This is a genomic window from Leucobacter insecticola (assembly GCF_011382965.1).
Classification (GTDB): domain Bacteria; phylum Actinomycetota; class Actinomycetes; order Actinomycetales; family Microbacteriaceae; genus Leucobacter; species Leucobacter insecticola.
Genome location: NZ_CP049934.1, coordinates 2,662,490 through 2,682,220, shown reverse-complemented (window position 1 = coordinate 2,682,220; position 19,731 = coordinate 2,662,490). Strand labels below are relative to the sequence as shown.

The following is a 19,731-nucleotide window of genomic DNA, read 5'->3' as shown; positions in this document are numbered from 1 at the left end:
GCAGGGGATACCGCTGCAGAACCGCCCGTTGACGACACACCTAATGAAGCGGAACCGTCAGAAGCGGAGCTTTCCGTGGACACTCTCGCTCCGTCTTTCACGCAAACGGTGCCTTTGCCCGCGGGACAATCGCGCGATCCCGCCCCGGCGAGCCGGGCAAAACGGGTGATCGGAGCCGTGCACACCGACGCGGTTTCCGCCTACCTTGATGGCGGAGCGCTCGTCTTGGAATCGAAAGCAGACATTGATGTCACCGGCGATGGTGTGATCGATCTGGGATCAAGGCTTACCGCGCGCGAACTGCTGTTTCACCTTTCCGACCAGGGCAAAATTACGGTGCCTGATCTCCCTGCCTACGCCTTCCTCGGGAAGCCGGGATCAACGATCTGGATGGCGCCGCAGACGCAAAACCACCAGATCATTTGGCCGGGGTTCAGCACAGAAGATCCGAATCTTTCGGGTCGGGTGCAGGGCAACTCGCTCCAGGTGCGACTCGTGCGTGCGCAGGGACCGGGCACCGCCGAGGTGTACATGCAAGACGGTGCGCAGGTGAAGCGCATCTTCAGCAGCACCGCCCCGCTGCCGGACTGGAAGATCGGCGTACCGCAGCACACTCACATGAACTGGGCGTTCAGCAAGCCTGGCAGCTACACCCTCACCTTCGAGATGAGCGGGATCATCGACGGGCGCCCTCAGACCGCCGCAAACGATTACACCTTTGTGGTCGGCAACCTCGACGCGCACACCCGCGCCACAACCGCCTCGCTCACCGCTGCAACTCGGCAGCTCGCCGTCGGGGAATCAGTGGCGCTCACGGCGCGCGTTGATCCTGCAGCCGCCAGCGGTGCGGTGCAGTTTCGTAACCTCACCACCGGCACGTTGCACGGGCACGCATTGCTGCGACAAGGATCTGCCGAGTTTCGCGTTGATGACCTGCCGCCTGGAACCCACAAAATCGTCGCGGAGTTTGTGCCGACGTGGAGTGACGACTTTGTTCCCGCCACCTCACGGCCCGTCACTATTGAAGTCGCTGGTCAGGTAGAGAAAAAACCCGCCCACGATGACACCTCGCCGGTGTCTGAGGCGGAGATTGCCGCGAGCCGCCCGGGAGTCGCGGCTCTCATCACCACGAAGGACAAGCGAGTGGATGTTGGGGGAACACTGGCCGTGCGACTCGCGGATCCAGCTCTCGCAGGCAAATGGGTGTCGGTGTGGCTGCAGGGGCAGCCGCCCGTCTGGCGAGGATGGGTGCAGGCCGGGTTGGGCGGTGCGCTCACCGTAGAACTGCCTCCGGCGGCGAAGGCGGGGAGCCACCGGCTCGTCATTAAGGACGTCGCTGGCAGCTTCATCGGCTGGGATACGTTTACCGTCACCGATCGCAGTGGTGGTGGTCCCGCCGCACCGCCCGCCCCGCCGCCTTCTGGGCCCGCTGCACAGGCTCCGGCTCAGAGCTGCAGTCCGGGAGTGACGCTCGAAACCGGGCACATCGATGCCTTCTATGTGTCCGCTGCGAACAACAAGGCGGTGCTGCAGCTCATGGAGGACGTCACCGGGCATCACGTGATCCGCGAGGCGGAGACGGTGCTGTTGAAGGTCAAAGAATCGGCGTATCGGTCGAACATTCCCGCAGGTACGCCAGGCGCTCCCGCCGGCTATGTGCTGCCGCTGACGCAGGATCCTGCCCTCATCTGGCCGGGCTGGGATACGAACCGCACCGCTGCCAGCGGCCACAGTGATGTCTCCATCAACGTGACAGCGGTGAACGGCCCCGGCAGCGTGTTCCTGTCGAGCCAGGGCTCCTTCGGAGGTCTGTCATCGCTGTTGCAGGGCGGCGGATACAGCTTCCCGGGAACGATCCGAGAGGCGGTACCTGCACACACGCACGCGCAGTGGGTGTTCAGTGAGAAGGGGATCTATAAGCTCACCGTGCACGCGGTTGCGACGAACCCGTCGACCGGGCGATCCCTCACGACAGTGCCACACACCTACGTGTTTCAGGTCGGCGATGTGCCCCTGGGAGATGCGTTTTGCGGACTGCAGTCGGCGGGTGTCGCGGACGCCGCCGAGGTGAACGCCGCCGTCAACAAGGCTGCTGCGGCTGCGGTCGCGGCGGATCAGGAGGCTGCCGCCGCTGACGCGACCGCGGAAGCTACGGCAAACGCGCGGCGAACTTCCGGCGCGGGTAGCAACGCTGAGGAGCTGCTCCGGCAGGCAATCGGGGCAGGGGCAGACCCCGCTGTTGTGGCCGGGCTGATCGCGGGCGGTGCGTTGGTGCTGCTCGGGATCGCGGGCGGGACCGTGTGGTACCTGCGCCGGCTGCGTGCGGGCGTTGATGCAGGGGCCGTGGCAGATGCGTGACTGGCGCGGATCGGGCAAAGCCCTGATCCTTGGTTCTGTAGCAATGCTGCTCTTAGGCGTCGGTGTGATTGGCGCCTCCTTTGTGGTGGGGAACACCGGCGCCACGCTAGCCGCGGCCTCAGCGGAGGTGGTGCCGGTAGATCCTCCGAAAGCTCCTCTGCGCACTGACCCTCAGATCCTCGCGGCACAGCCGCAGATCCTCAGCGAACGCGCCGACCCGGAATGGGTGAAGACGGTTTCGGGGCGGACGGGGATCCCGGCGCGGGCACTTGCGGCATACGCGGGAGCCGCGATCCAGGTCGCAGCGGAGGCTCCCGGATGCAGTCTCGGCTGGAACACCCTCGCCGGCATCGGTCACGTTGAGTCGGAACACGGCACCATCGGTGGCGCACACATCGATGCTGCGGGCAATGCCGTCCCCGTGATTATAGGGATCGCGCTCGACGGGCGCACTACCGACGCGATCCCCGACACCGACGGCGGCACTCTCGACGGTGATTCTGTGTGGGATCACGCTGTCGGCCCCATGCAGTTCATCCCCTCAACCTGGGCCACGTGGGGTGCCGATGGGAACGGCGACGGCGCGAAAAACCCGCAAAACATTGACGATAGTGCGCTCGCCGCGGCCCGCTACCTGTGTGATGTCGGCGGTGACCTGTCGCGTCCAGAACGTTGGATCGCGGCTGTTGCTGCCTACAACAACACCGTGGAATACAACAACCGCGTGGCCGAGGCCGCCAGTCACTACGGAGCGCTGGGGTGAGCGAACGCGGGAGTGCCGGGATATGCGAAGTGAATTTACGGCGCAGGACACTAGCTCGTCAACACCGCCAGCACGCTTGGTGCGTAGTACCTGCGTTTGTAGCCAGCTGGATTGAGAGCTTGGAGAATTCCTAGATCCGCCAGTTGATTCACGAGTTTGTTGGCCCGACCGTAGGAGAGACCGAGCTCAGTCTCGACCTTGGCAATAGTTAAGCTTGGGTTTGCGATGGCAAGATCCACAAGTGCATGGGCTGAGTCAGCCCGCAGATGCGAAGCTCGCACCTGTTCCTTGAGCCTTGCCTGTACCGAGACAAGCGCAATCATTTGATTCTTGGTCTGCTCAGCCGCGCTCGAGAGGCCATCTGCGAAGAACTTGACGTATCCATTCCAATCCCCGTCGGTGCTCACCGTGAGGAGGTGATCGTAGTAGGCGGCTCTTCGAGCCTCAAACCAGGGTGAAACAGTGAGCGTGGGCTCGCTCAGCACGCCTGTGGCTTGCAGATGCAGAACGATCAGGTAGCGGCCGACACGACCGTTTCCGTCCATGAACGGGTGCAATGTCTCAAACTGGTAGTGCGACATTGCCGCGGCAATGACAGGATCGATCGCAGCAGAGTGATCCTGGCGCATCCAATCGGTCAAATCTCGCACCCCGCTTTCAAGCGTGAGCCCAGGCGGTGCGGGCACAAACCGTGATTTTCGCGCAGGAAAGTCTTGCGGGTCAGCATCCGTGCGTTGACCGATGACCACCTGCCTGTCTCTCACTTGACCAGAGAGCTCCTCCAACTGGGTTCCTCGCATGAGCTGGGCTTGCAGCTCGCAGATGAGCGTGACGGAGATCGGAAACCCGGAGGCAACTTTGTCAAACCCGATATTCGCCATCGATACATAGTTCAATACCTCGATGAGCTCCGGAGTTGCGGGCGCGTCTTCATCTGCGGTGAGAACGTCTGCAAGTGGGGCATACGTGCCTTCGAGCGCGGAAGTACTCTGCGCTTCTCTGCGGAGCGTCGGAAGTCTCAACAGGGTGGGATTCGGAAGCTGCTTCGCTGTTGCGTCCAGTGCCGAGAGGGCAGCTCGCGCTTTGAGGACGGAGAGGTAAGTTTCTGCGGATAGCTCTGGGACTGAACTCGGCAGTGGGGTTGGAATAAACGCGCTGTGTGTCCACTCCCCAAGCTGCGGGTCGGTTCCGTAAATGGGTACAAGTGTTCCCATGTCGGCATTCTTAAACGATTCGATATCCACAGCTTCACTCTACGAGTGAATGGGGAGTCTTGTCTATGTTAAAAGTGTCTTCAAGCGACGTTTAAGGACATGTTTTTTGTAAGAATTGTCGTCAAGTGGCACTTGAGGGAAGATGTTTCAGGGAATCTGTCGTCAAGAGATGCTTGGAGGGAGAATGTGGGGGACTGTCTAAAATGAAGGCATGAACGGACTGCACGAGTACCGAATCGGCGTCGAGTGGACGGGCAACCGCGGCACGGGCACGAGCGGGTACCGCGAGTACGGGCGGGAGCTGCTGATCCACGCCGCAGACAAAGATCCGCTTGCAGGATCCGCCGATCCCACCTTCCACGGCAACGCCGAGCGCTGGAACCCCGAGGAACTGCTCGTCGCCGCGCTCTCACAGTGTCACATGCTGTCGTATCTGCATATGGCGGTGCGGGCCGGTGTGGTCGTGACCGACTACACGGACGAGGCCACTGGAACCATGCAGCAGCAGGGACTCGGCGGCGCGTTCACCGAGGTGACGCTCAGGCCGCGAGTCACGGTTGCAGAGGCGTCGATGGTGGAGGCGGCGCGGGCCGCCCACGCAGAAGCACGTGAGCACTGCTTCATCGCGAACTCGGTCAACTTCCCTGTGCATCACGAGCCGGAGATTGTGGTCGCGGGTTGACTGAAGCCTTCAGAATCTCCCCGCCGTAATACGGAGGATGCGTGTCGGTGGTTCCGAATAGAATGGACCCCATGGCCAAGCCCGATTCGTTCTTTCTCACCACGCCGATTTTCTATGTGAATGACGCGCCCCACATCGGGCACGCCTACACGGAGGTCGCGGCTGATGTGCTCGCGAGGTGGCACCGGCAAGCTGGTGACGATACCTGGTTCCTCACCGGCACAGACGAGCACGGGCAGAAGATCCTGCGCACGGCGACCGCCAATGGTGTCGAGCCGAAGGAGTGGGCGGATCGCCTTGTGGAGTCGGCCTGGAAGCCGCTGCTCAACACGATCAACATTTCCAACGACGATTTCATCCGCACCACTGACGCTCGGCATGAACAGGGCGTCGCGAAGTTCCTGCAGAAGCTCTACGACGACGGCCACGTCTATGCGGGCGAGTTTGAGGCGCTGTACTGCGTCGGGTGCGAAGAGTTTAAGCCGAAGAGTGAGATCCTTGACGGTGAGGGGGAGTTCGAGGGCCAGAAGGTCTGCATGATTCACTCGAAGCCGCTTGAATTGCTGCAGGAGAAAAACTACTTCTTCAAGATGAGTGCGTTTCAGGATCGCCTGCTCGCGCTTTACGAGGAGCGCCCGGACTTCGTGCAGCCGGCGAGCGCGCGCAACGAAGTCGTAGCGTTTGTGCAGCAGGGACTCGAAGATCTTTCGATCTCCCGCACCTCTTTTGACTGGGGTATCCCGATTCCCTGGGACAACTCACACGTGACCTATGTCTGGTTTGACGCGCTGCTCAACTATGTCACGGCGACCGGCTACGGGGTCGATGATGAAGAGTTTGCTCGTCGCTGGCCGGGCACCCATCTTGTCGGCAAGGACATTCTCCGCTTCCACGCGGTGATTTGGCCTGCGATGCTGATGGCGGCGGGGCTTGAGGTACCGGATCACGTCTTCGCACACGGCTGGCTGCTTGTCGGTGGCGAGAAGATGTCGAAGTCGAAGCTGACAGGCATCGCGCCGAACGAGATCACTGACACCTTCGGTGCCGACGCGTTCCGCTACTACTTCATGCGCGCGATCTCCTTCGGGCACGATGGTTCTTTCAGCTGGGAGGATCTCGCGGCCCGCTACCATGCCGAACTCGCGAACGGTTTTGGTAACCTCGCGAGTCGAGTGCTCGCGATGAACGCGAAGTACTTTGACGCGCAGGTGCCGGATCCGGGGGTTGAGCTTGAGGCTGATGCGGTGATCCGTGATCTCGCGGCCTCTGTGGCGTCCCGCGCCGACGCACACATCAACGCGTTCGCGATCCACGAGGCCATTGCCGCGATCTGGGAACTGGTCGACGCCCTGAACGGCTACATTACGGAGCAGGAGCCGTGGGTTCTCGCGAAGGATCCCGCACAGCGTGACCGGCTCGCGCGCGTGCTCTACACCACTTCCGAGGGTCTGCGTGTGCTCGCTGAGTTGCTGTCGCCGGTGCTGCCGGAAGCCACCGCGAAGCTGTGGGGCGCGCTGGGCGCAGAGGAATCTTTGGGGGCCTTGGTTGCGCAGCCGATCCGGGAGGCCGGTACCTGGGGCAAGCTGGTGCCGGGCACCACGCAGCATGCGCTCGCGGTGCTCTTTCCCCGCATTGAGACCGAGGTCTCATCGTGAGCGGTGAGATGCCAGCTGCGGGTCTGCGCAAACGCCATCAGTCCGAGGGGCGAGACTTGACGCGGCCGGAGAGCCCCGAGCCGCTGCCGTTCCCGCTGTACGACAACCATGCACACCTTGAGTTTGAAGACGGCCACGAGCAGCTCGATCCGAGCGATTCACTCGATCGCGCTGCAGCCGTTGGGGTGCGCGGGATCGTCCAGGTTGGCACCGACCTTGAGACGAGTCGCTGGAGTGCGCAACTTGCCGAGCATGATCCCCGGGTGCTCGCCGCGGTCGCGCTGCACCCAAACGAGGCTCCCAAACTCTTCGCGCAGGGCCAGTTAAGCGCGCACCTCTCCGAAATCTCGCGCCTCGCCGCCCAGCCCTGCGTGCGCGCGGTAGGGGAGACCGGCCTCGACTTCTTCCGCACGGGTGAAGACGGCCGTGACGCCCAGATCGAGTCGTTTGAGACGCATATCGAGATTGCGCGCGCAAACAAGATCGCGCTTCAGATCCACGATCGCGACGCGCACGACGAGGTCGTGGCCACCCTGAAGCGTGTCGGCGCGCCCGACAAAACCGTGTTCCACTGCTTCTCGGGAGACGCAACGCTCGCCCGAATCTGCAATGAGAACGGCTGGTACATGTCGTTCTCCGGCACCGCGACATTTAAGAATGCGCCCGCGCTGCGCGAAGCACTGAGTGTGGCCCGACCCGAGCTTGTGCTCGCGGAAACCGATTCGCCGTTCCTCACACCCGAGCCCTTCCGAGGCCGCCCGAACGCACCCTACCTGCTGCCCTACACGGTGCGGCGTATGGCTGAGGCCCTGGGCGAAGACCTCGCAGAAGTCTGCGCTCGCATCGCAGCCAACACCGAGCGAGTGTACGGATCTTGGGATCCAGCTGAGGCGGCAGCGTGACAGACGCCTCCGAGAGCCCGCAGGGCGGGGCACTGCTCGGTCCGAAAGAGGTGCGCGAGCTCGCCGAAAGGCTTGGAGTCTCGCCGACGAAGAAGCTGGGGCAGAACTTCGTCATCGACCCCAACACGGTGCGCAAGATCGTCCGCCTCGCCGGCGTCGAATCGGGGGATCGCGTGATCGAGGTCGGTCCGGGGCTGGGATCTCTCACCCTCGGCATCACCGAGGTCGGTGCCCGAGTCACCGCCGTCGAGATTGATCACCGGCTCGCGGCTGAGCTCCCGCAGACAGCGCGTGCAATTCAGCCCGAGATCTTCGCTGACGAGCAGGATCCACGGCTGCGGGTGATCCGGAGCGACGCGCTTGAGATTACCGCGGCTCAGCTCGCAGACGCAGCTCCCGAGAGACTCGTTGCCAACCTTCCCTACAACGTGTCGGTGCCGATCCTGATGCACCTGCTTGAACTGATCCCGGAGCTTCGTGGCGGGCTCGTGATGGTGCAGGCAGAGGTGGGCCACCGCATCGCAGCGGATCCCGGCTCGAAAGAATACGGCTCACCGAGCGCGAAAGCGGCATGGTACGGCGAATGGCGGATCGCGGGCACCGTGAGTCGCCGCATCTTTTGGCCTGTGCCCGGGGTCGATTCAGTGCTGGTGTCATATGAGCGACGCTCCATCCCGCTAGGCTCCGATGCGGAACGAGAACTCACTTTTGAGATCGTGAATGCGGCATTTGCGCAGCGCCGCAAGATGCTGCGACAGGCCCTGCAACCCGTATTGGGGCCGCTCGATCAGGCCGTTGCCACGCTTGAAGCGGCTGGGGTGGCTCCCACCGATCGTGCGGAACAACTGAGTATTCGCGACTATCTCGCGGTCGCACGGGCGCACGGAAACGGGCACAAAGCAAACACGTAAGTTCGGGGTGTGCGGGTGCGCTAGCGTGGTCTCATGGGCGGAACACAGCGAGGATCAGTCACGGTGCGCGCACCGGGCAAGATCAACGTCTTCTTTCGAGTCGGGGCCCTGCAAGATGACGGGTATCACGATGTTGCGTCGCTGTACCAGGCCGTGTCACTGTTTGAAGAGGTTACCGCGACCGACGCCACCGATTTTTCGGTGCGTTTCAGTGGCCCCATCGACTGCTCGGGGCTCAGCACGGATGACTCTAACCTTGCGGTGAGGGCGGCAAAGCTGCTCGCGGTGCACACCGGCTATGAAGGGGGCGTCAGCCTCACCGTGCTGAAGCGCGTGCCGATCGCGGGGGCATGGGGGGCGGATCCGCCGACGCTGCTGCAACGCTCGTTGCCTGCGATGAACTCTGGGGGACCGGTGTGGGGCGTGCGGGGCTGCTCGCGCTCGCGGCACAGCTCGGCGCCGATGTGCCATTCGCGCTCGAAGGCGGCACCGCGGTGGGCACGGGGCGCGGTGACGAGCTCAGCCCGGCGCTCGCCAAGGGGAATTTTCACTGGGTGCTCGCGCTGTCTGATGCGGGTCTCAGCACTCCCGTCGTTTACAACACACTCGATCAGCACCGGGCAGATCACCTGCGAGATCTCGGCCCGCAGCCCGAATACGTGAAGGTTGACACCGCGGTGCTCCAGGCCGTGCGCGTCGGCGATCCCGAATCCCTCGCCGAAGCGATGCACAACGATTTACAGGCGGCGGCACTCCGGCTCGCCCCCGAACTCGCCGAACTGCTCGAACTCGGTGAATCTCGCGGTGCGCTCTCGGGTATCGTCTCAGGATCCGGCCCCACGGTCGCGTTTCTCGTTGACAACGCTCAGGAGGCCGCGGAGCTGCTTGGCGTGCTCACGCGAGCGGGACACCGCGCCCTCACCGTCACGGGGCCGGTCTCCGGCGCGCGTGTGGTGCATAAAGGAGGAGATATCCTTGACTGCTAAAGGGATATGGATTACGGCGTGGTCAGTCGTGGGTCTGCTTGTGTTGGGCGGTGGCTTGATCTTTGGAAAGGTATTCATGGATAAGGGTGCGACTGAGCAACCACTCTCGGATAGGAGTGCGATGGAGCTCGCCTACCAAGACGGCATGCGACAGGTACAGGAGACCTTCACGGAATACCTGCTGGAGAATTATGAAGGTGTCGCTGCTGTTGAGTGGGAGGGCGTGGAAGTGGAATGGCGTGATTCCCCCGTCTTCGGGCCTTCGCTCTTAGGTAACGGCGTCGCAAGCGATTTCAAAGTGTATGTGAATGATACGGACTACTTCACCAGCTACTACTGGCTAAACGACAAGATGGAGTACGATCACGATCTCGAACGATATGTTCCCACAGGGACGCTGTCACCGAAAAATATGGATATGAGAATCGAGGATGGCATCTCGGGTTTGCGCGAAGAGACGGGCAGCGCATTTGATGAGTTTCGTAAGTCTGCGACGGGAAGTCCTGGAGCAAGAGTTGTCTATGACCTTGAAATTCACGAGCCAAGGTACTAGGCAGAACCAGCGCGGGAGGCTGTCATGAGCGAGGAGATCACGACCGAAGTAATCGCAAAAGCCATCGACAAGACGAGAGATATTGCTCGTTCTGGTGCAGAGGAGGTATGGCTTGATATTGGCGACAAAGAAGTCAAGTTCGTCGTGTTGGATAGCATTGGGGCGATGATAGCAATGCCATGAACGCGATGGCTTTTGCTCCGATAAAAGGAGATGGCACGCCTGACTACAGCAATGTTGCGGTGGTGTTTGCGGGGACGAATAACGTCAATCTCATGGGTGACACAGGCAAGACCGGAACGGGCGGTGCGATACGTTCGATGGGCGGGTATTTGTCGCCGGAGTACAAGCCTGCATCTGCTTTCCTGGAAAAGACCTTGATGTCTGTTGAAAGCAAGCCGGGGGGACGTGTGACGGATGTTGGCGGGTTTAGCCAGTCTGGTGCGTACCTGATGAAGATGACTGCCGTGTATGCTCCGGTGCATGGGTTTCGGTCAGTCAGTTTTGATGATTTTGGGGGGATGCAGCAAAGGACGCTGACTACTGACGAACTCGCCTGGTTGAAGGAGAATCCACAGGCGTTTCTGCGGTATCGAAATGCAAGATCGTTCGCGGCCTATTCGCTTCGCGACCACATGTACGGCACCATCGTCTCAGTCTCATTGAAAGAGCACGACACGCTAGCGCGGTATTTTGATGGCGATGCGTTGAATCTTGACCGGCTTGCAAAAGATGGTCATTTTGTATCTGGTATGTCTGCGGAACAGGTTGCTCTCGCGGCAAGAACGTTTCTCAAGGATAACCCCTCCTGGATGTCAGGTTCGAGCGAGAAAGAGAGAATTGCCGCGCGGATCAAGGAGTGAATTGGCCTGGGTTTAGTTCCGATCTTTCAACAAGGAAGATGGAAACACCATGGCAAGAAAATACGATCTAGAATTCCGTGAACGCGCACTCCGCATGCTCACCGAAGCGCTCCCCGAGCATGCAAGTCTCAACGCAGCGAGTAACCACGTCGGAGGCTTGCTGGGTGTCTCACCAGACACGCTCCGTATTTGGCACCGTCAATTCCTGATTGATACCGGCCATAAACATGGCGTGACGACCGACATCACTGAGGAGAACCGGCGTCTGCGCCGCGAGGTCGCTGAGTTGAAGAAAGCGAACGAGGTTTTGCGGGCTGCGAGTATATTTTTCGCCAAGGAACTCGACCACCCACGAACGAAATGATCAGATTCATCGATATGTATCGTGATCGTTTCGGGGTCGAGTTCCTCTGCCGAACACTCCGTGCGGTAGTTCGTGGTTTCCTTACGTCTCGCGAGTATCGGGCTGCGAAGCACCGCCCGCCCTCTGGGCGGCAGCTTCGCGATGAACTCCTCGTTCCTGAGATCCAGCGCCTCCACGAGAAGCATTACAGCGTGTATGGGCGTCGCAAGATGCACGCGCTCCTCAACCGTGAGGGGTGGGACGTTGGCCGTGATCAGACCGAACGTCTCATGAAAGCTGCCGGGGTGCGCGGAGTGCGCAAATCGAAGCGAGTGTTCACCACGCGCTCGGACCGGTCGGCGGTCTTGCCATCTGATTTGGTGAACCGGGAGTTCACCGCTGCAGCGCCGAAACGATTACTCGTGTGTGATGTCACCTACGTCGCGACATGGTCCGGGTTCGCGTATACCGCGTTCGTCACTGACGTATATTCACGCAGGATTGTGGGCTGGAACGTCGCTTCGACACTCAGATCAGAGGTACTCCCGATGCAGGCGCTTGATATGGCTGCCTGGCAACTCGGGGGCGACCTGAACGGAGTAATTCATCACGCTGATCACGGATCGAATTACACCGCGATGGTCTACACCGATCGCATTGTGGAACTGGGTGCGCTCCCCTCAACTGGAACTGTTGGAGACAGTTTTGACAATGCGATGGCAGAAGCGGTGAACAACCTCTACAAGACCGAGCTAATCCGTCAGCAACGTCCTTGGAAGAGTGTCGAGCAGGTCGAGCTCGCGACTTTGAAGTGGGTGTGGTGGTGGAACCATGAGCGCCTCCATGGGGAGCTCGATATGCGCACCCCACTCGAGGTTGAGGAAGCGTACTACGCTGACAGTACAAAGCTTCCGCAACCAACTGGTTGACGGATACAACGGTCGGAACTAAACCCAGGCCAATTCAGAGTACCTGAGGATCTATGGCCCCTATGGCACGGGCGCACTGACTTCCCGCACTACTTCTGGCTTGGGCACTGTGGGCTTGGTGAGCGGCTTTGCTGCGAGTGGTGCAAAGCTGATCGATGACGCGATTGACCACCTTCAGGATGCTCGTCAAGTGAATGATGATATTCCTAGAGAACTTCAGGAGTCGTATCAACGGGTGCTGCAGGAAACTGGTGCAATGTGGTTCTGGGTTATCGATTCGTATGACGTGGAAGAAGAGGCACATCGGCGCGGTTTGCAGCCTGAGCGCCACATGAATCTTGACGCGATCTCACAGGCGAGCGCGAAGATTGGAAAAGAGATCGAGGAACTGGACGAGTTGAAGGCCACTCTGTTGAATGTTTCGAGTGGGCGTGAGCGGCAGGACGTTCAACAGGCCGCCGGGTTCCGTTTCTAAATGAGGTGCGAAAGGGTTGGACTTCGATGGTTGATGTATCGTTTCTGGAGCAAAAAGCGAAAGATCTTGCCAAGAGGACTGCCGGGGCGATTATGGCGGCACGGTTGAACACTGAGCGTTCCGAAGTGAAGCGGAATGCTTCCCGCAAGATTGAGGCTGCCCGTGCGGGCAAGGCAGCCGCTCTGAAGTCTCTTGATACACAAGCTCAAAAGGGGATGAAGGGTAAGGCTGGGAAGGCCTTGTCACAACGAGCCGGGGTTATTCAGGCGACGACCTACCACCATGACGGCGTGGAGAGCGTTTCTTGAAATGAGTGATCGCCTTGAACGGGAGCAACTGGAGCAAGAGTTGCTGATATTGAGACGCGAAGTAGATGAGGCTGAAGAGTCCATTTACGAGAGCGTGCGCCTGTTTTATCGGGTGCAGGATGCCGCGTACGAGGATGCTTCGCGTCATGGCGTATTTGACGGTGAAGTCAAGCGGGTGCTTGAGCAGAACCAGGATGAGTTTTTCGAGGTGAAGCGTGACGCGGATCGTCTTGTGGAGTGCAAACAGGAAGAGTGTGATCGGCTCGCAGCAAAACTAGCCGACCTATAGAACTGATGACGAATGAGCGAGCAGGCATTGAACTGCTTGTCGCGGGAATAGTCGCTCATAGTAACCGGTTGCATCAATTGTGAGTGAAACGATCCGCGTAGATATCTGGTCCGACATCGCCTGCCCGTGGTGCTACATCGGCAAGCACCGATTCGAGGCGGGCGTGGCGGAGTTTCGCGCCGCGCACCCCGAAGTCACCATTGAGGTGGAGAGCCACAGCTACGAGCTGGCCCCCGATACGCCGCTCGATTTCGCGGGCAGTGAGATTGACTTCCTCGTGAAGCACAAGGGAATGCCTCGCGAGCAGGTCGAGCAGATGCTCGGGCAGATGACGGAGCTGGCAGCGAGCGAGGGGATCGTGTTCGACTTCGGCAGGGTCAAGCACGCAAACACTAGACGCGCTCACCGGGTGCTGCACCTCGCGAAGGATCGTGGTGTACAGCCCGAGGTGATGCAGCGGCTCTTCCGCGCCTATTTCGAAGAGGGCGAAGATATGTCGGATCCCGACGCCCTTGCTCGTCTCGGTGCCGAGGTCGCGCTCGACGCCGATGAGGTGCGTGCGGCGCTCGACAGCGCGAAGTATGGTGAAGCCGTCGACCGCGACATCACCCGGGCGCAGATGCTCGGTGTGACCGGTGTTCCGTTCTTCTTGATCGAAGAGAAGTATGGAGTATCGGGGGCGCAATCGGCCGAAGCTTTCGCGGGAGCGTTCGAGCAGGTGCTCGGGCTTGTCCGCGGTGAAGAACCAGTTCAGCGATAAGACCCGAGGGAGCACAACATGACCGATCAGAACCGTGTGACCGACACCAAGGTTGCTACGAACCCCGAGGCTGAGGCCGCGCCGGCGCTGGATCCCGCAGCCGGGCTGGCCTCGGCCGCAGCGTTTGCCAGCGCCGAAAGCCAGGAGATCCTGAATCTGCTGGGTGACTCCGAGGCAGGATCCTGCTGCGGCGGGAGTTGCTGCAGCGTGTAGGGGCCCACCCAGCCGGGTGAACTACGCTTGAGAGGTTATGGCGCATCTTCTCGGGGCAGAGTCCCTACATCTTGAGGTTCCGACGAAAGTCGTGTTCGATTCTGTGACGCTCGGAGTAGCGGAGGGGGATCGCATCGGCATCGTCGGCCGCAACGGCGACGGCAAGTCGAGTCTGCTGATGATGCTCGCTGGCAGGCGGGATCCCGATGGCGGCAAAGTCACCATGCGCGGCGGCACCACCATCGGGGTGCTGGATCAGGCCGACAAGTTTGTGGATGGTGAAACCGTCGGCAACGCAATCGTCGGTGACCGCCCCGAATACGAGTGGGCAGGTGACGCACGCACCCGCGACGTCATTGCCGGACTCGTGAAAGATCTGGCATGGGACGCGCCCGTCGACTCTCTCTCGGGCGGTCAGCGGCGGCGTGTAGCGCTGGCCCGGCTACTGGTGGGGGACTGGGAGATCCTGGCCCTCGATGAGCCCACGAACCACCTCGACGTCGAAGCCATCGCGTGGCTGGCGAACCACCTCAAGCGGCGCTGGCCGCAGGGTCAGGGCGCACTGCTTGTGGTGACTCACGACCGGTGGTTCCTCGATGAGGTCTGCAACACGACCTGGGAGGTGCACGACCGTATCGTCGAGCCCTTTGAGGGCGGGTACGCGGCATACATTCTGCAGCGGGTGGAGCGGGACCGCCAGGCCGCGACGATCGAGCAGAAACGGCAGAACCTCGCGCGCAAGGAGCTCGCCTGGCTGCGCCGCGGTGCCCCTGCCCGCACCTCAAAGCCCAAGTTCCGCATCGACGCGGCGAATGAGTTGATCGCTGATGTGCCCGAGATTCGGGATCGCGTCTCCCTGCAGTCGATGGCCGTCGCGCGCCTCGGCAAAGAGGTCGTGAACATCGTTGATGTCCGGGTGGCATACGGTGACCGCGAGGTGCTCGACGATGTCACCTGGCTACTCGCCCCCGGTGAGCGGACCGGGATCCTCGGCGTCAACGGCGCTGGCAAGTCGACGCTGCTCGGCCTCATCTCGGGAGACGTCGAACCGACCTCCGGGCAGGTGAAGCGCGGCAAAACCGTGAAAATCGCGACGCTCACGCAGCAGCTCGACGAGCTTGAAGAGCATCTGAACGATCCCGTGCGGGTCGTGATCTCGCGGCTGCGCACAAGCTTCACGGTGGGGTCGGGATCGAAGGCCCAAGAGCTCACCCCCGGGCAACTGCTCGAGCAGATGGGCTTTGCGAGCGCGCAGCTGTCGACCCCGGTGAAGGATCTCTCGGGAGGGCAGAAGCGGCGCCTGCAGTTGCTGCTGATCCTGCTCGATCAGCCGAACGTGTTGATCCTTGACGAGCCGACCAACGACCTCGATACTGACATGCTCGCCGCGATGGAGGATCTACTCGACTCGTGGCCGGGTACGCTGATCGTGGTGTCACACGATCGGTACTTCCTGGAGCGCGTCACGGATCAGCAGTACGCGATTCTGAAGCATCACCTCCGGCATTTGCCTGGCGGGGTCGACGAGTATCTGAAGCTGCGTGCGGCCGAGGAGCGCGAGAGCGAGGCCGCTGGCCAGCAGGCAGGGTTTGCGGGATCCTCCGCGGCGGCCTCTGCGCAGCAAATTTCAGAATCCTCGCCCGCATCTGCGCTCGTGCTGCCTCCGGGAAGCGCCGAGCGCCGCGCGGTCGAAAAAGAACAGCAGGCGGCGGAGCGCCGCCTCGCCAAGCTCGACACCGAGGTGAAGAAGCTGCACGCTCGCATGGCCGATCATGACCAGAGCGATTACGAAGGTCTCGGCAAGATCGGCGACGAACTCCGCGCGCTTGAAGCAGAAGTCAACGAGACTGAGGAACGCTGGCTGGAACTCTCCGAACAACTCGGTTAGCTCATAGCCCACTGCGGCGCGCGGCCGTCGCTCACCAGCCGCGGTCAGCGAGGCGGTGGGCGACGGGGAGCTCAGCAACGCTGATCCCGACCATCGCCGCGCCGAGCCCGCGCGATGCCTTGGCGACGGCGGCGGGATCCCCGAAGTGTGCGGTCGCGGCGACGATCGCCGCCGCACGCTTCGCGGGGTCGCCGGATCCGAAGATCCCTGAGCCGACGAACACGCCGTCCGCGCCGAGTTGCATCATGAACGCGGCATCAGCGGGAGTGGCGATCCCGCCAGCGGTGAACAGGGGAACGGGGAGCGTGCCGGTCTGTGCGACGTTCCGCACGAGCTCGTAGGGCGCCTGCAAATCCTTCGCTGCGACGAAGAGTTCGTCGGGGGTGAGGGCGCCAAGTCGGGCGATTTCCCCCTTGATCGTGCGGATGTGCCGGGTCGCCTCCGAGACGTCTCCGGTGCCCGCTTCTCCCTTTGAGCGGATCATCGCGGCCCCCTCGGTGATGCGGCGCAGAGCTTCGCCGAGGTTGGTGGCGCCGCAGACGAACGGTGTCGAAAACGCTCGCTTGTCGATGTGGTTGACGTAGTCCGCGGGGCTCAGCACCTCGGACTCGTCGATGAAGTCGACGCCGAGCGCCTCGAGTACCTGTGCTTCAACGAAATGACCGATGCGCGCCTTGGCCATGACGGGGATCGACACCGCGGCCCGAATACCGTCGATGAGGTCGGGATCGCTCATGCGGGCGACACCGCCCTGCGCGCGGATGTCGGCGGGTACTCGCTCAAGTGCCATCACCGCGACGGCCCCCGCGCCTTCGGCGATGCGGGCCTGCTCGGGGGTGACGACATCCATGATGACGCCGCCGAGGAAGGTGTCTGTGTTGTGGTGAACGGGGGGCTGAGGAACGCTGTTAGAAGACATCTGTATACCTTGACAGGGTTAATGGTCCATCTCAAGGTCCACTTGTTGCTGATATCAATGAACCAATGTCCCTGCGGGGATGGCTGGAATACTGTGCTCGGCGTCAATGGACCGCGTATTGACGAGAGGACCCCTCGTTCACCTTGTGTGACGCGTCACTGTGCGGTCCGGTGGTGAATGGGCGGTCCACTGGGATCGGCATCGTTTGGGTCACAGGATCTGGCAAGGGGGCGCAGACTCTGACTATCGCCCGATATCTCTGCGGTTGAACAGGATCCAGCTCGCGACGATCAGCGCGGCCGCGACGCCGTAGAGCAGACCCAGCCCGGACCAGTCGAAGCCGTTCGCCAAGGGCAACTTGCCGTACGCCCAGTTGTAGGGAGAAGCGTCGGACATCCAGCTCAGCGAGTCTGACTGCCCGCCGAGTGCCTGCATGATGTACGACAGGACCAGCACGCCTGCGCCCGACATGAGGGCTGCATTTCGTCGTCCCGTTGCGGCTCCCATCATCACCGACACGCTGGCGGCGAGAACTGTGAGGCCGAGTAGTGCGAGGGTCACCGCAATCATGTGCGCAAACTTGATCCCCAGATCCGCCATTGCATTGAGCAGCGAAAGCGTGGCGACAATGACGACGCCAAGCAGCAACAGGCGGATCAGGATCGCGGTGACCCGTTCAAGAAGCACCCTGGTGCGTGAGACACCGTGTGCAAGAGTCAACTCCAGGGTGCCGCGTTCTTCGTCGGACGCGATCGCGGCGGTGCCCCACGACACGGCCAGGATCGCGTAAAGAACGAACCCCAGTAGCCCAAAGAACGTGGACTGTGCATAACCGGCACCCGTTGAGATGCTGTCGAGCCCGAGCGTCGCTACGAGCTCAGAAGGCAGGGACGCGATGAGGTCTTCGAGTCCCTGGGAGTCGGTCGACAGCGAGGGGTAGAGCCCGAGATAGAGCGTCATTGCTGCTGCGGTAGCAACAGCCCAGACCGCGGTGGAGAACCACGTTTCGCGCAGCGTGTGGCGGAGAAGAGGAAGCGTTTGTGTGGTCATTTGGTGTGCTCCTGTGTGCCGTCGTGAAGAGTGGGTGCTGCGCCGCTGCTGGGGCGAGCGTCGTAGAGGTCGAGCACGGCGTCTTCGAGATTCGGTGCCGCGATGGTGACGTCAGCGACCGCGCAGCTCGCGAGTGCCCGGATGAACGCGTCAGGGCCTCCAGAAAGCCTGCCGGTGACGGTGGTCGTGTTGTCGTCAGACCGTGCGACTGTGACTTCGCTGAGCTCCGTTACGGAACTGAGCAGCTGAACAACCTCGGCTTTGCTGCGATCCGTGATGGTCGCTTGTACGCGCCGTTTCGCTGCCGCTCGCAGTTCAGTCACGGTGCTCGCCGAGACGACCTTGCCCTTTCTCACGACTGCGAGCTGCTCGGCGATGCTTTCGATCTCGCTGAGAACGTGGGAACTGAGCAAGACCGTCTGGCCATTTGTCTGAGCCTCCCGCACGAGCTCGTGGAATGTCTGCTGGACGAGGGGGTCGAGTCCGCTGGTCGGTTCGTCGAGTACCAGTAAATCGGGCTCGTGCATGAAAGCTTGAATGAGGCCCAGCTTTTGCTTGTTGCCCTTCGAGAGTTTGTGGGTCGATCTGTCGAGGGGGACATCGAATCTCGCCGCGAGCTCCTCGATTCTGCCGGCGCGCACGGGCCCGCTGATGCTGGCGTAGTGTTTCAGGAGCTGGCGGCCGGTGCTGCGACCGTCGAGGATGAGCTCGCCGGGCAGATAGCCGATACGTCGTCGTAAAGCCGGGCCACCCTCGCGTGGGTCGATCCCGAACACCGACACGCTGCCGCTCGTTGGCCGCACAATGTCTAGCAGCACCCGCATCGTGGTGGTCTTGCCGGCGCCGTTCGAACCGATCAGCCCGAAGACCGCACCTCTCGGCACGGCCAGGTCAATGCCGTTGAGCGCGTGGTTTGATCCGAAGCTCTTCTTCAGATCCTGAACCTCAATTGCGTGGGTCATGGTGTCTTCTTTCCTTGAAGCTCTATTCTTACGATTCGGGGCGCTCTGCCGCGAAGGCGTCCCGGGTGGCGCTGAGTAGGGTGCTGTTTGCGTACAGGCCGTCGGTGTAGATATCCGCCATGGTGAGCATCATCCGTTGCATGTTCGCCGGTGAGAAGCTGTCGGATCCGAGCATCTCGCTGACGTGGCCGCGGAGCATGAGTGACGCCAGACCCTGGCTGGTCAACACGATGGCCACCATTTCAGGGTCATCGAGTTGCCGCATGACGCCAGCATCCATCTGTGTCTGCACGATAGTGACGGTGTCGCGCACCAGATTCTTGAAGAGCTGCAGGCCGGGATCACCGCCGTCCATCAGCATTCTCGTGAGGTAGTTGAGGAGCGTGTCGTAGCGCGAGGGATCTTGCATCCAGGTGTCGAGCGTGCCGCGAATGCCCACGGAAGTTGGGGCCCCGTCCTTTGTTTGGACGAGCTGCTTTGAGACGTGAGCGTTGCAGGCTTCTCGCAGCTCTTCCTTGCTACCGAAGTGGTGGATCACGAGCCCCGGGCTTACTCCCGCGCGTGCCGCGATTGCTCGTACGCTGACCCCGTCAACACCGTGTTGCCCAAAGAGCTCAAGCGCGGCCGCGAGGATGCTGTCTTCACGCTGCGGGAAACGCGCGGTTGATTCAGGAGTTGAACGCATGTTTAAAGATTAAACGATTGTTT

Annotated in this window: 21 protein-coding genes and 1 pseudogene; 17 read left to right on the top strand and 5 right to left on the bottom strand. The window is 61.5% G+C overall.

Going from position 1 to position 19,731, the window contains the following annotated elements:
• Nucleotides 1-75 precede the first annotated feature (75 nt).
• Nucleotides 76-2,358, top strand: coding sequence for a choice-of-anchor M domain-containing protein (locus tag G7067_RS12580; protein WP_166324981.1), 2,283 nt, complete (start codon nucleotides 76-78; stop codon nucleotides 2,356-2,358).
• Nucleotides 2,351-3,121 carry a lytic transglycosylase domain-containing protein gene (locus G7067_RS12575; RefSeq protein ID WP_166324978.1) on the top strand — a complete coding sequence of 257 codons (771 nt, stop codon included), beginning with the start codon at nucleotides 2,351-2,353 and terminating at the stop codon, nucleotides 3,119-3,121. The genes G7067_RS12580 and G7067_RS12575 overlap by 8 nt, the downstream gene beginning before the upstream one ends.
• Before the next feature lie 50 nt (nucleotides 3,122-3,171).
• On the opposite strand, the gene G7067_RS12570 is transcribed toward G7067_RS12575, so the two are convergent.
• A complete protein-coding gene (locus tag G7067_RS12570; protein WP_166324975.1) occupies nucleotides 3,172-4,335 on the bottom strand; it encodes a Fic family protein in 1,164 nt (387 codons plus the stop codon).
• A 211-nt stretch (nucleotides 4,336-4,546) separates the two neighbouring features.
• Between G7067_RS12570 and G7067_RS12565 the strand changes: the two genes are divergently transcribed.
• The 15 genes and pseudogenes from G7067_RS12565 (at nucleotide 4,547) to G7067_RS12495 (ending at nucleotide 16,092) form a co-directional block, all read left to right on the top strand.
• Entirely contained in the window at nucleotides 4,547-5,017 is a 471-nt protein-coding gene (locus G7067_RS12565) for an OsmC family protein (protein WP_166324972.1), read from the top strand.
• A gap of 71 nt (nucleotides 5,018-5,088) precedes the next feature.
• Nucleotides 5,089-6,672, top strand: coding sequence for a methionine--tRNA ligase (metG, locus tag G7067_RS12560; protein WP_166324969.1), 1,584 nt, complete (start codon nucleotides 5,089-5,091; stop codon nucleotides 6,670-6,672).
• A gap of 8 nt (nucleotides 6,673-6,680) precedes the next feature.
• Nucleotides 6,681-7,574, top strand: a complete 894-nt coding sequence (locus G7067_RS12555) for a TatD family hydrolase (RefSeq protein WP_166326189.1) — start codon at nucleotides 6,681-6,683, stop codon at nucleotides 7,572-7,574.
• Nucleotides 7,571-8,485, top strand: coding sequence for a 16S rRNA (adenine(1518)-N(6)/adenine(1519)-N(6))-dimethyltransferase RsmA (gene rsmA, locus G7067_RS12550; RefSeq protein ID WP_166324966.1), 915 nt, complete (start codon nucleotides 7,571-7,573; stop codon nucleotides 8,483-8,485). The genes G7067_RS12555 and rsmA overlap by 4 nt, the downstream gene beginning before the upstream one ends.
• A 33-nt stretch (nucleotides 8,486-8,518) precedes the next feature.
• A pseudogene (locus tag G7067_RS12545) lies at nucleotides 8,519-9,471 on the top strand (4-(cytidine 5'-diphospho)-2-C-methyl-D-erythritol kinase).
• The gene (locus G7067_RS12540; RefSeq protein ID WP_166324962.1) at nucleotides 9,461-10,024 is read left to right on the top strand and encodes a hypothetical protein; all 564 of its coding nucleotides are present in this window, start codon (nucleotides 9,461-9,463) and stop codon (nucleotides 10,022-10,024) included. Before G7067_RS12545 ends, G7067_RS12540 begins: the two are co-directional and overlap by 11 nt.
• A gap of 24 nt (nucleotides 10,025-10,048) precedes the next feature.
• Nucleotides 10,049-10,207, top strand: a complete 159-nt coding sequence (locus G7067_RS12535) for a hypothetical protein (protein ID WP_166324959.1) — start codon at nucleotides 10,049-10,051, stop codon at nucleotides 10,205-10,207.
• Nucleotides 10,204-10,887 carry a serine hydrolase family protein gene (locus G7067_RS12530; protein WP_166324957.1) on the top strand — a complete coding sequence of 228 codons (684 nt, stop codon included), beginning with the start codon at nucleotides 10,204-10,206 and terminating at the stop codon, nucleotides 10,885-10,887. Before G7067_RS12535 ends, G7067_RS12530 begins: the two co-directional genes overlap by 4 nt.
• A gap of 49 nt (nucleotides 10,888-10,936) precedes the next feature.
• Nucleotides 10,937-12,159 (top strand): IS3 family transposase gene (locus tag G7067_RS12525; protein WP_166324954.1). Its coding sequence is split into 2 segments (ribosomal slippage): nucleotides 10,937-11,222 and nucleotides 11,222-12,159, totalling 1,224 coding nucleotides; the frame shifts between segments, so codons are not numbered across the junction.
• Nucleotides 12,160-12,277: 118 nt separating this feature from the next.
• Nucleotides 12,278-12,634, top strand: a complete 357-nt coding sequence (locus G7067_RS12520) for a hypothetical protein (protein WP_166324951.1) — start codon at nucleotides 12,278-12,280, stop codon at nucleotides 12,632-12,634.
• Between the two features lie 26 nt (nucleotides 12,635-12,660).
• Nucleotides 12,661-12,942, top strand: coding sequence for a hypothetical protein (locus G7067_RS12515; protein WP_166324948.1), 282 nt, complete (start codon nucleotides 12,661-12,663; stop codon nucleotides 12,940-12,942).
• Between the two features lies 1 nt (nucleotide 12,943).
• Complete coding sequence (locus G7067_RS12510; RefSeq protein WP_166324946.1) at nucleotides 12,944-13,231, top strand: hypothetical protein; 288 nt, start codon at nucleotides 12,944-12,946, stop codon at nucleotides 13,229-13,231.
• A 79-nt stretch (nucleotides 13,232-13,310) separates the two neighbouring features.
• A complete protein-coding gene (locus G7067_RS12505) occupies nucleotides 13,311-13,991 on the top strand; it encodes a DsbA family oxidoreductase (protein ID WP_166324943.1) in 681 nt (226 codons plus the stop codon).
• Between the two features lie 18 nt (nucleotides 13,992-14,009).
• The gene (locus tag G7067_RS12500) at nucleotides 14,010-14,204 is read left to right on the top strand and encodes a hypothetical protein (RefSeq protein ID WP_166324940.1); all 195 of its coding nucleotides are present in this window, start codon (nucleotides 14,010-14,012) and stop codon (nucleotides 14,202-14,204) included.
• Nucleotides 14,205-14,241: 37 nt separating this feature from the next.
• Nucleotides 14,242-16,092 (top strand): ABC-F family ATP-binding cassette domain-containing protein, encoded by a 1,851-nt coding sequence (locus G7067_RS12495; RefSeq protein ID WP_166324937.1) that lies wholly within the window; start codon nucleotides 14,242-14,244, stop codon nucleotides 16,090-16,092.
• A gap of 31 nt (nucleotides 16,093-16,123) precedes the next feature.
• Here the strand turns inward: G7067_RS12495 and pdxS are convergent, their stop codons facing one another.
• From pdxS to G7067_RS12475, 4 genes are all read right to left on the bottom strand, one after another.
• Nucleotides 16,124-17,011: a pyridoxal 5'-phosphate synthase lyase subunit PdxS gene (gene pdxS, locus G7067_RS12490; RefSeq protein ID WP_166324934.1), complete on the bottom strand. Its 888-nt coding sequence runs from the start codon at nucleotides 17,009-17,011 to the stop codon at nucleotides 16,124-16,126.
• 243 nt (nucleotides 17,012-17,254) lie between these two features.
• Complete coding sequence (locus G7067_RS12485) at nucleotides 17,255-18,061, bottom strand: ABC transporter permease subunit (RefSeq protein ID WP_166324931.1); 807 nt, start codon at nucleotides 18,059-18,061, stop codon at nucleotides 17,255-17,257.
• On the bottom strand, nucleotides 18,058-19,023 hold the full coding sequence (locus G7067_RS12480; RefSeq protein WP_166324928.1) for an ABC transporter ATP-binding protein: 966 nt from the start codon (nucleotides 19,021-19,023) through the stop codon (nucleotides 18,058-18,060). The genes G7067_RS12485 and G7067_RS12480 overlap by 4 nt, the downstream gene beginning before the upstream one ends.
• A 28-nt stretch (nucleotides 19,024-19,051) precedes the next feature.
• On the bottom strand, nucleotides 19,052-19,708 hold the full coding sequence (locus G7067_RS12475) for a TetR/AcrR family transcriptional regulator (RefSeq protein ID WP_166324925.1): 657 nt from the start codon (nucleotides 19,706-19,708) through the stop codon (nucleotides 19,052-19,054).
• Nucleotides 19,709-19,731 lie beyond the last annotated feature (23 nt).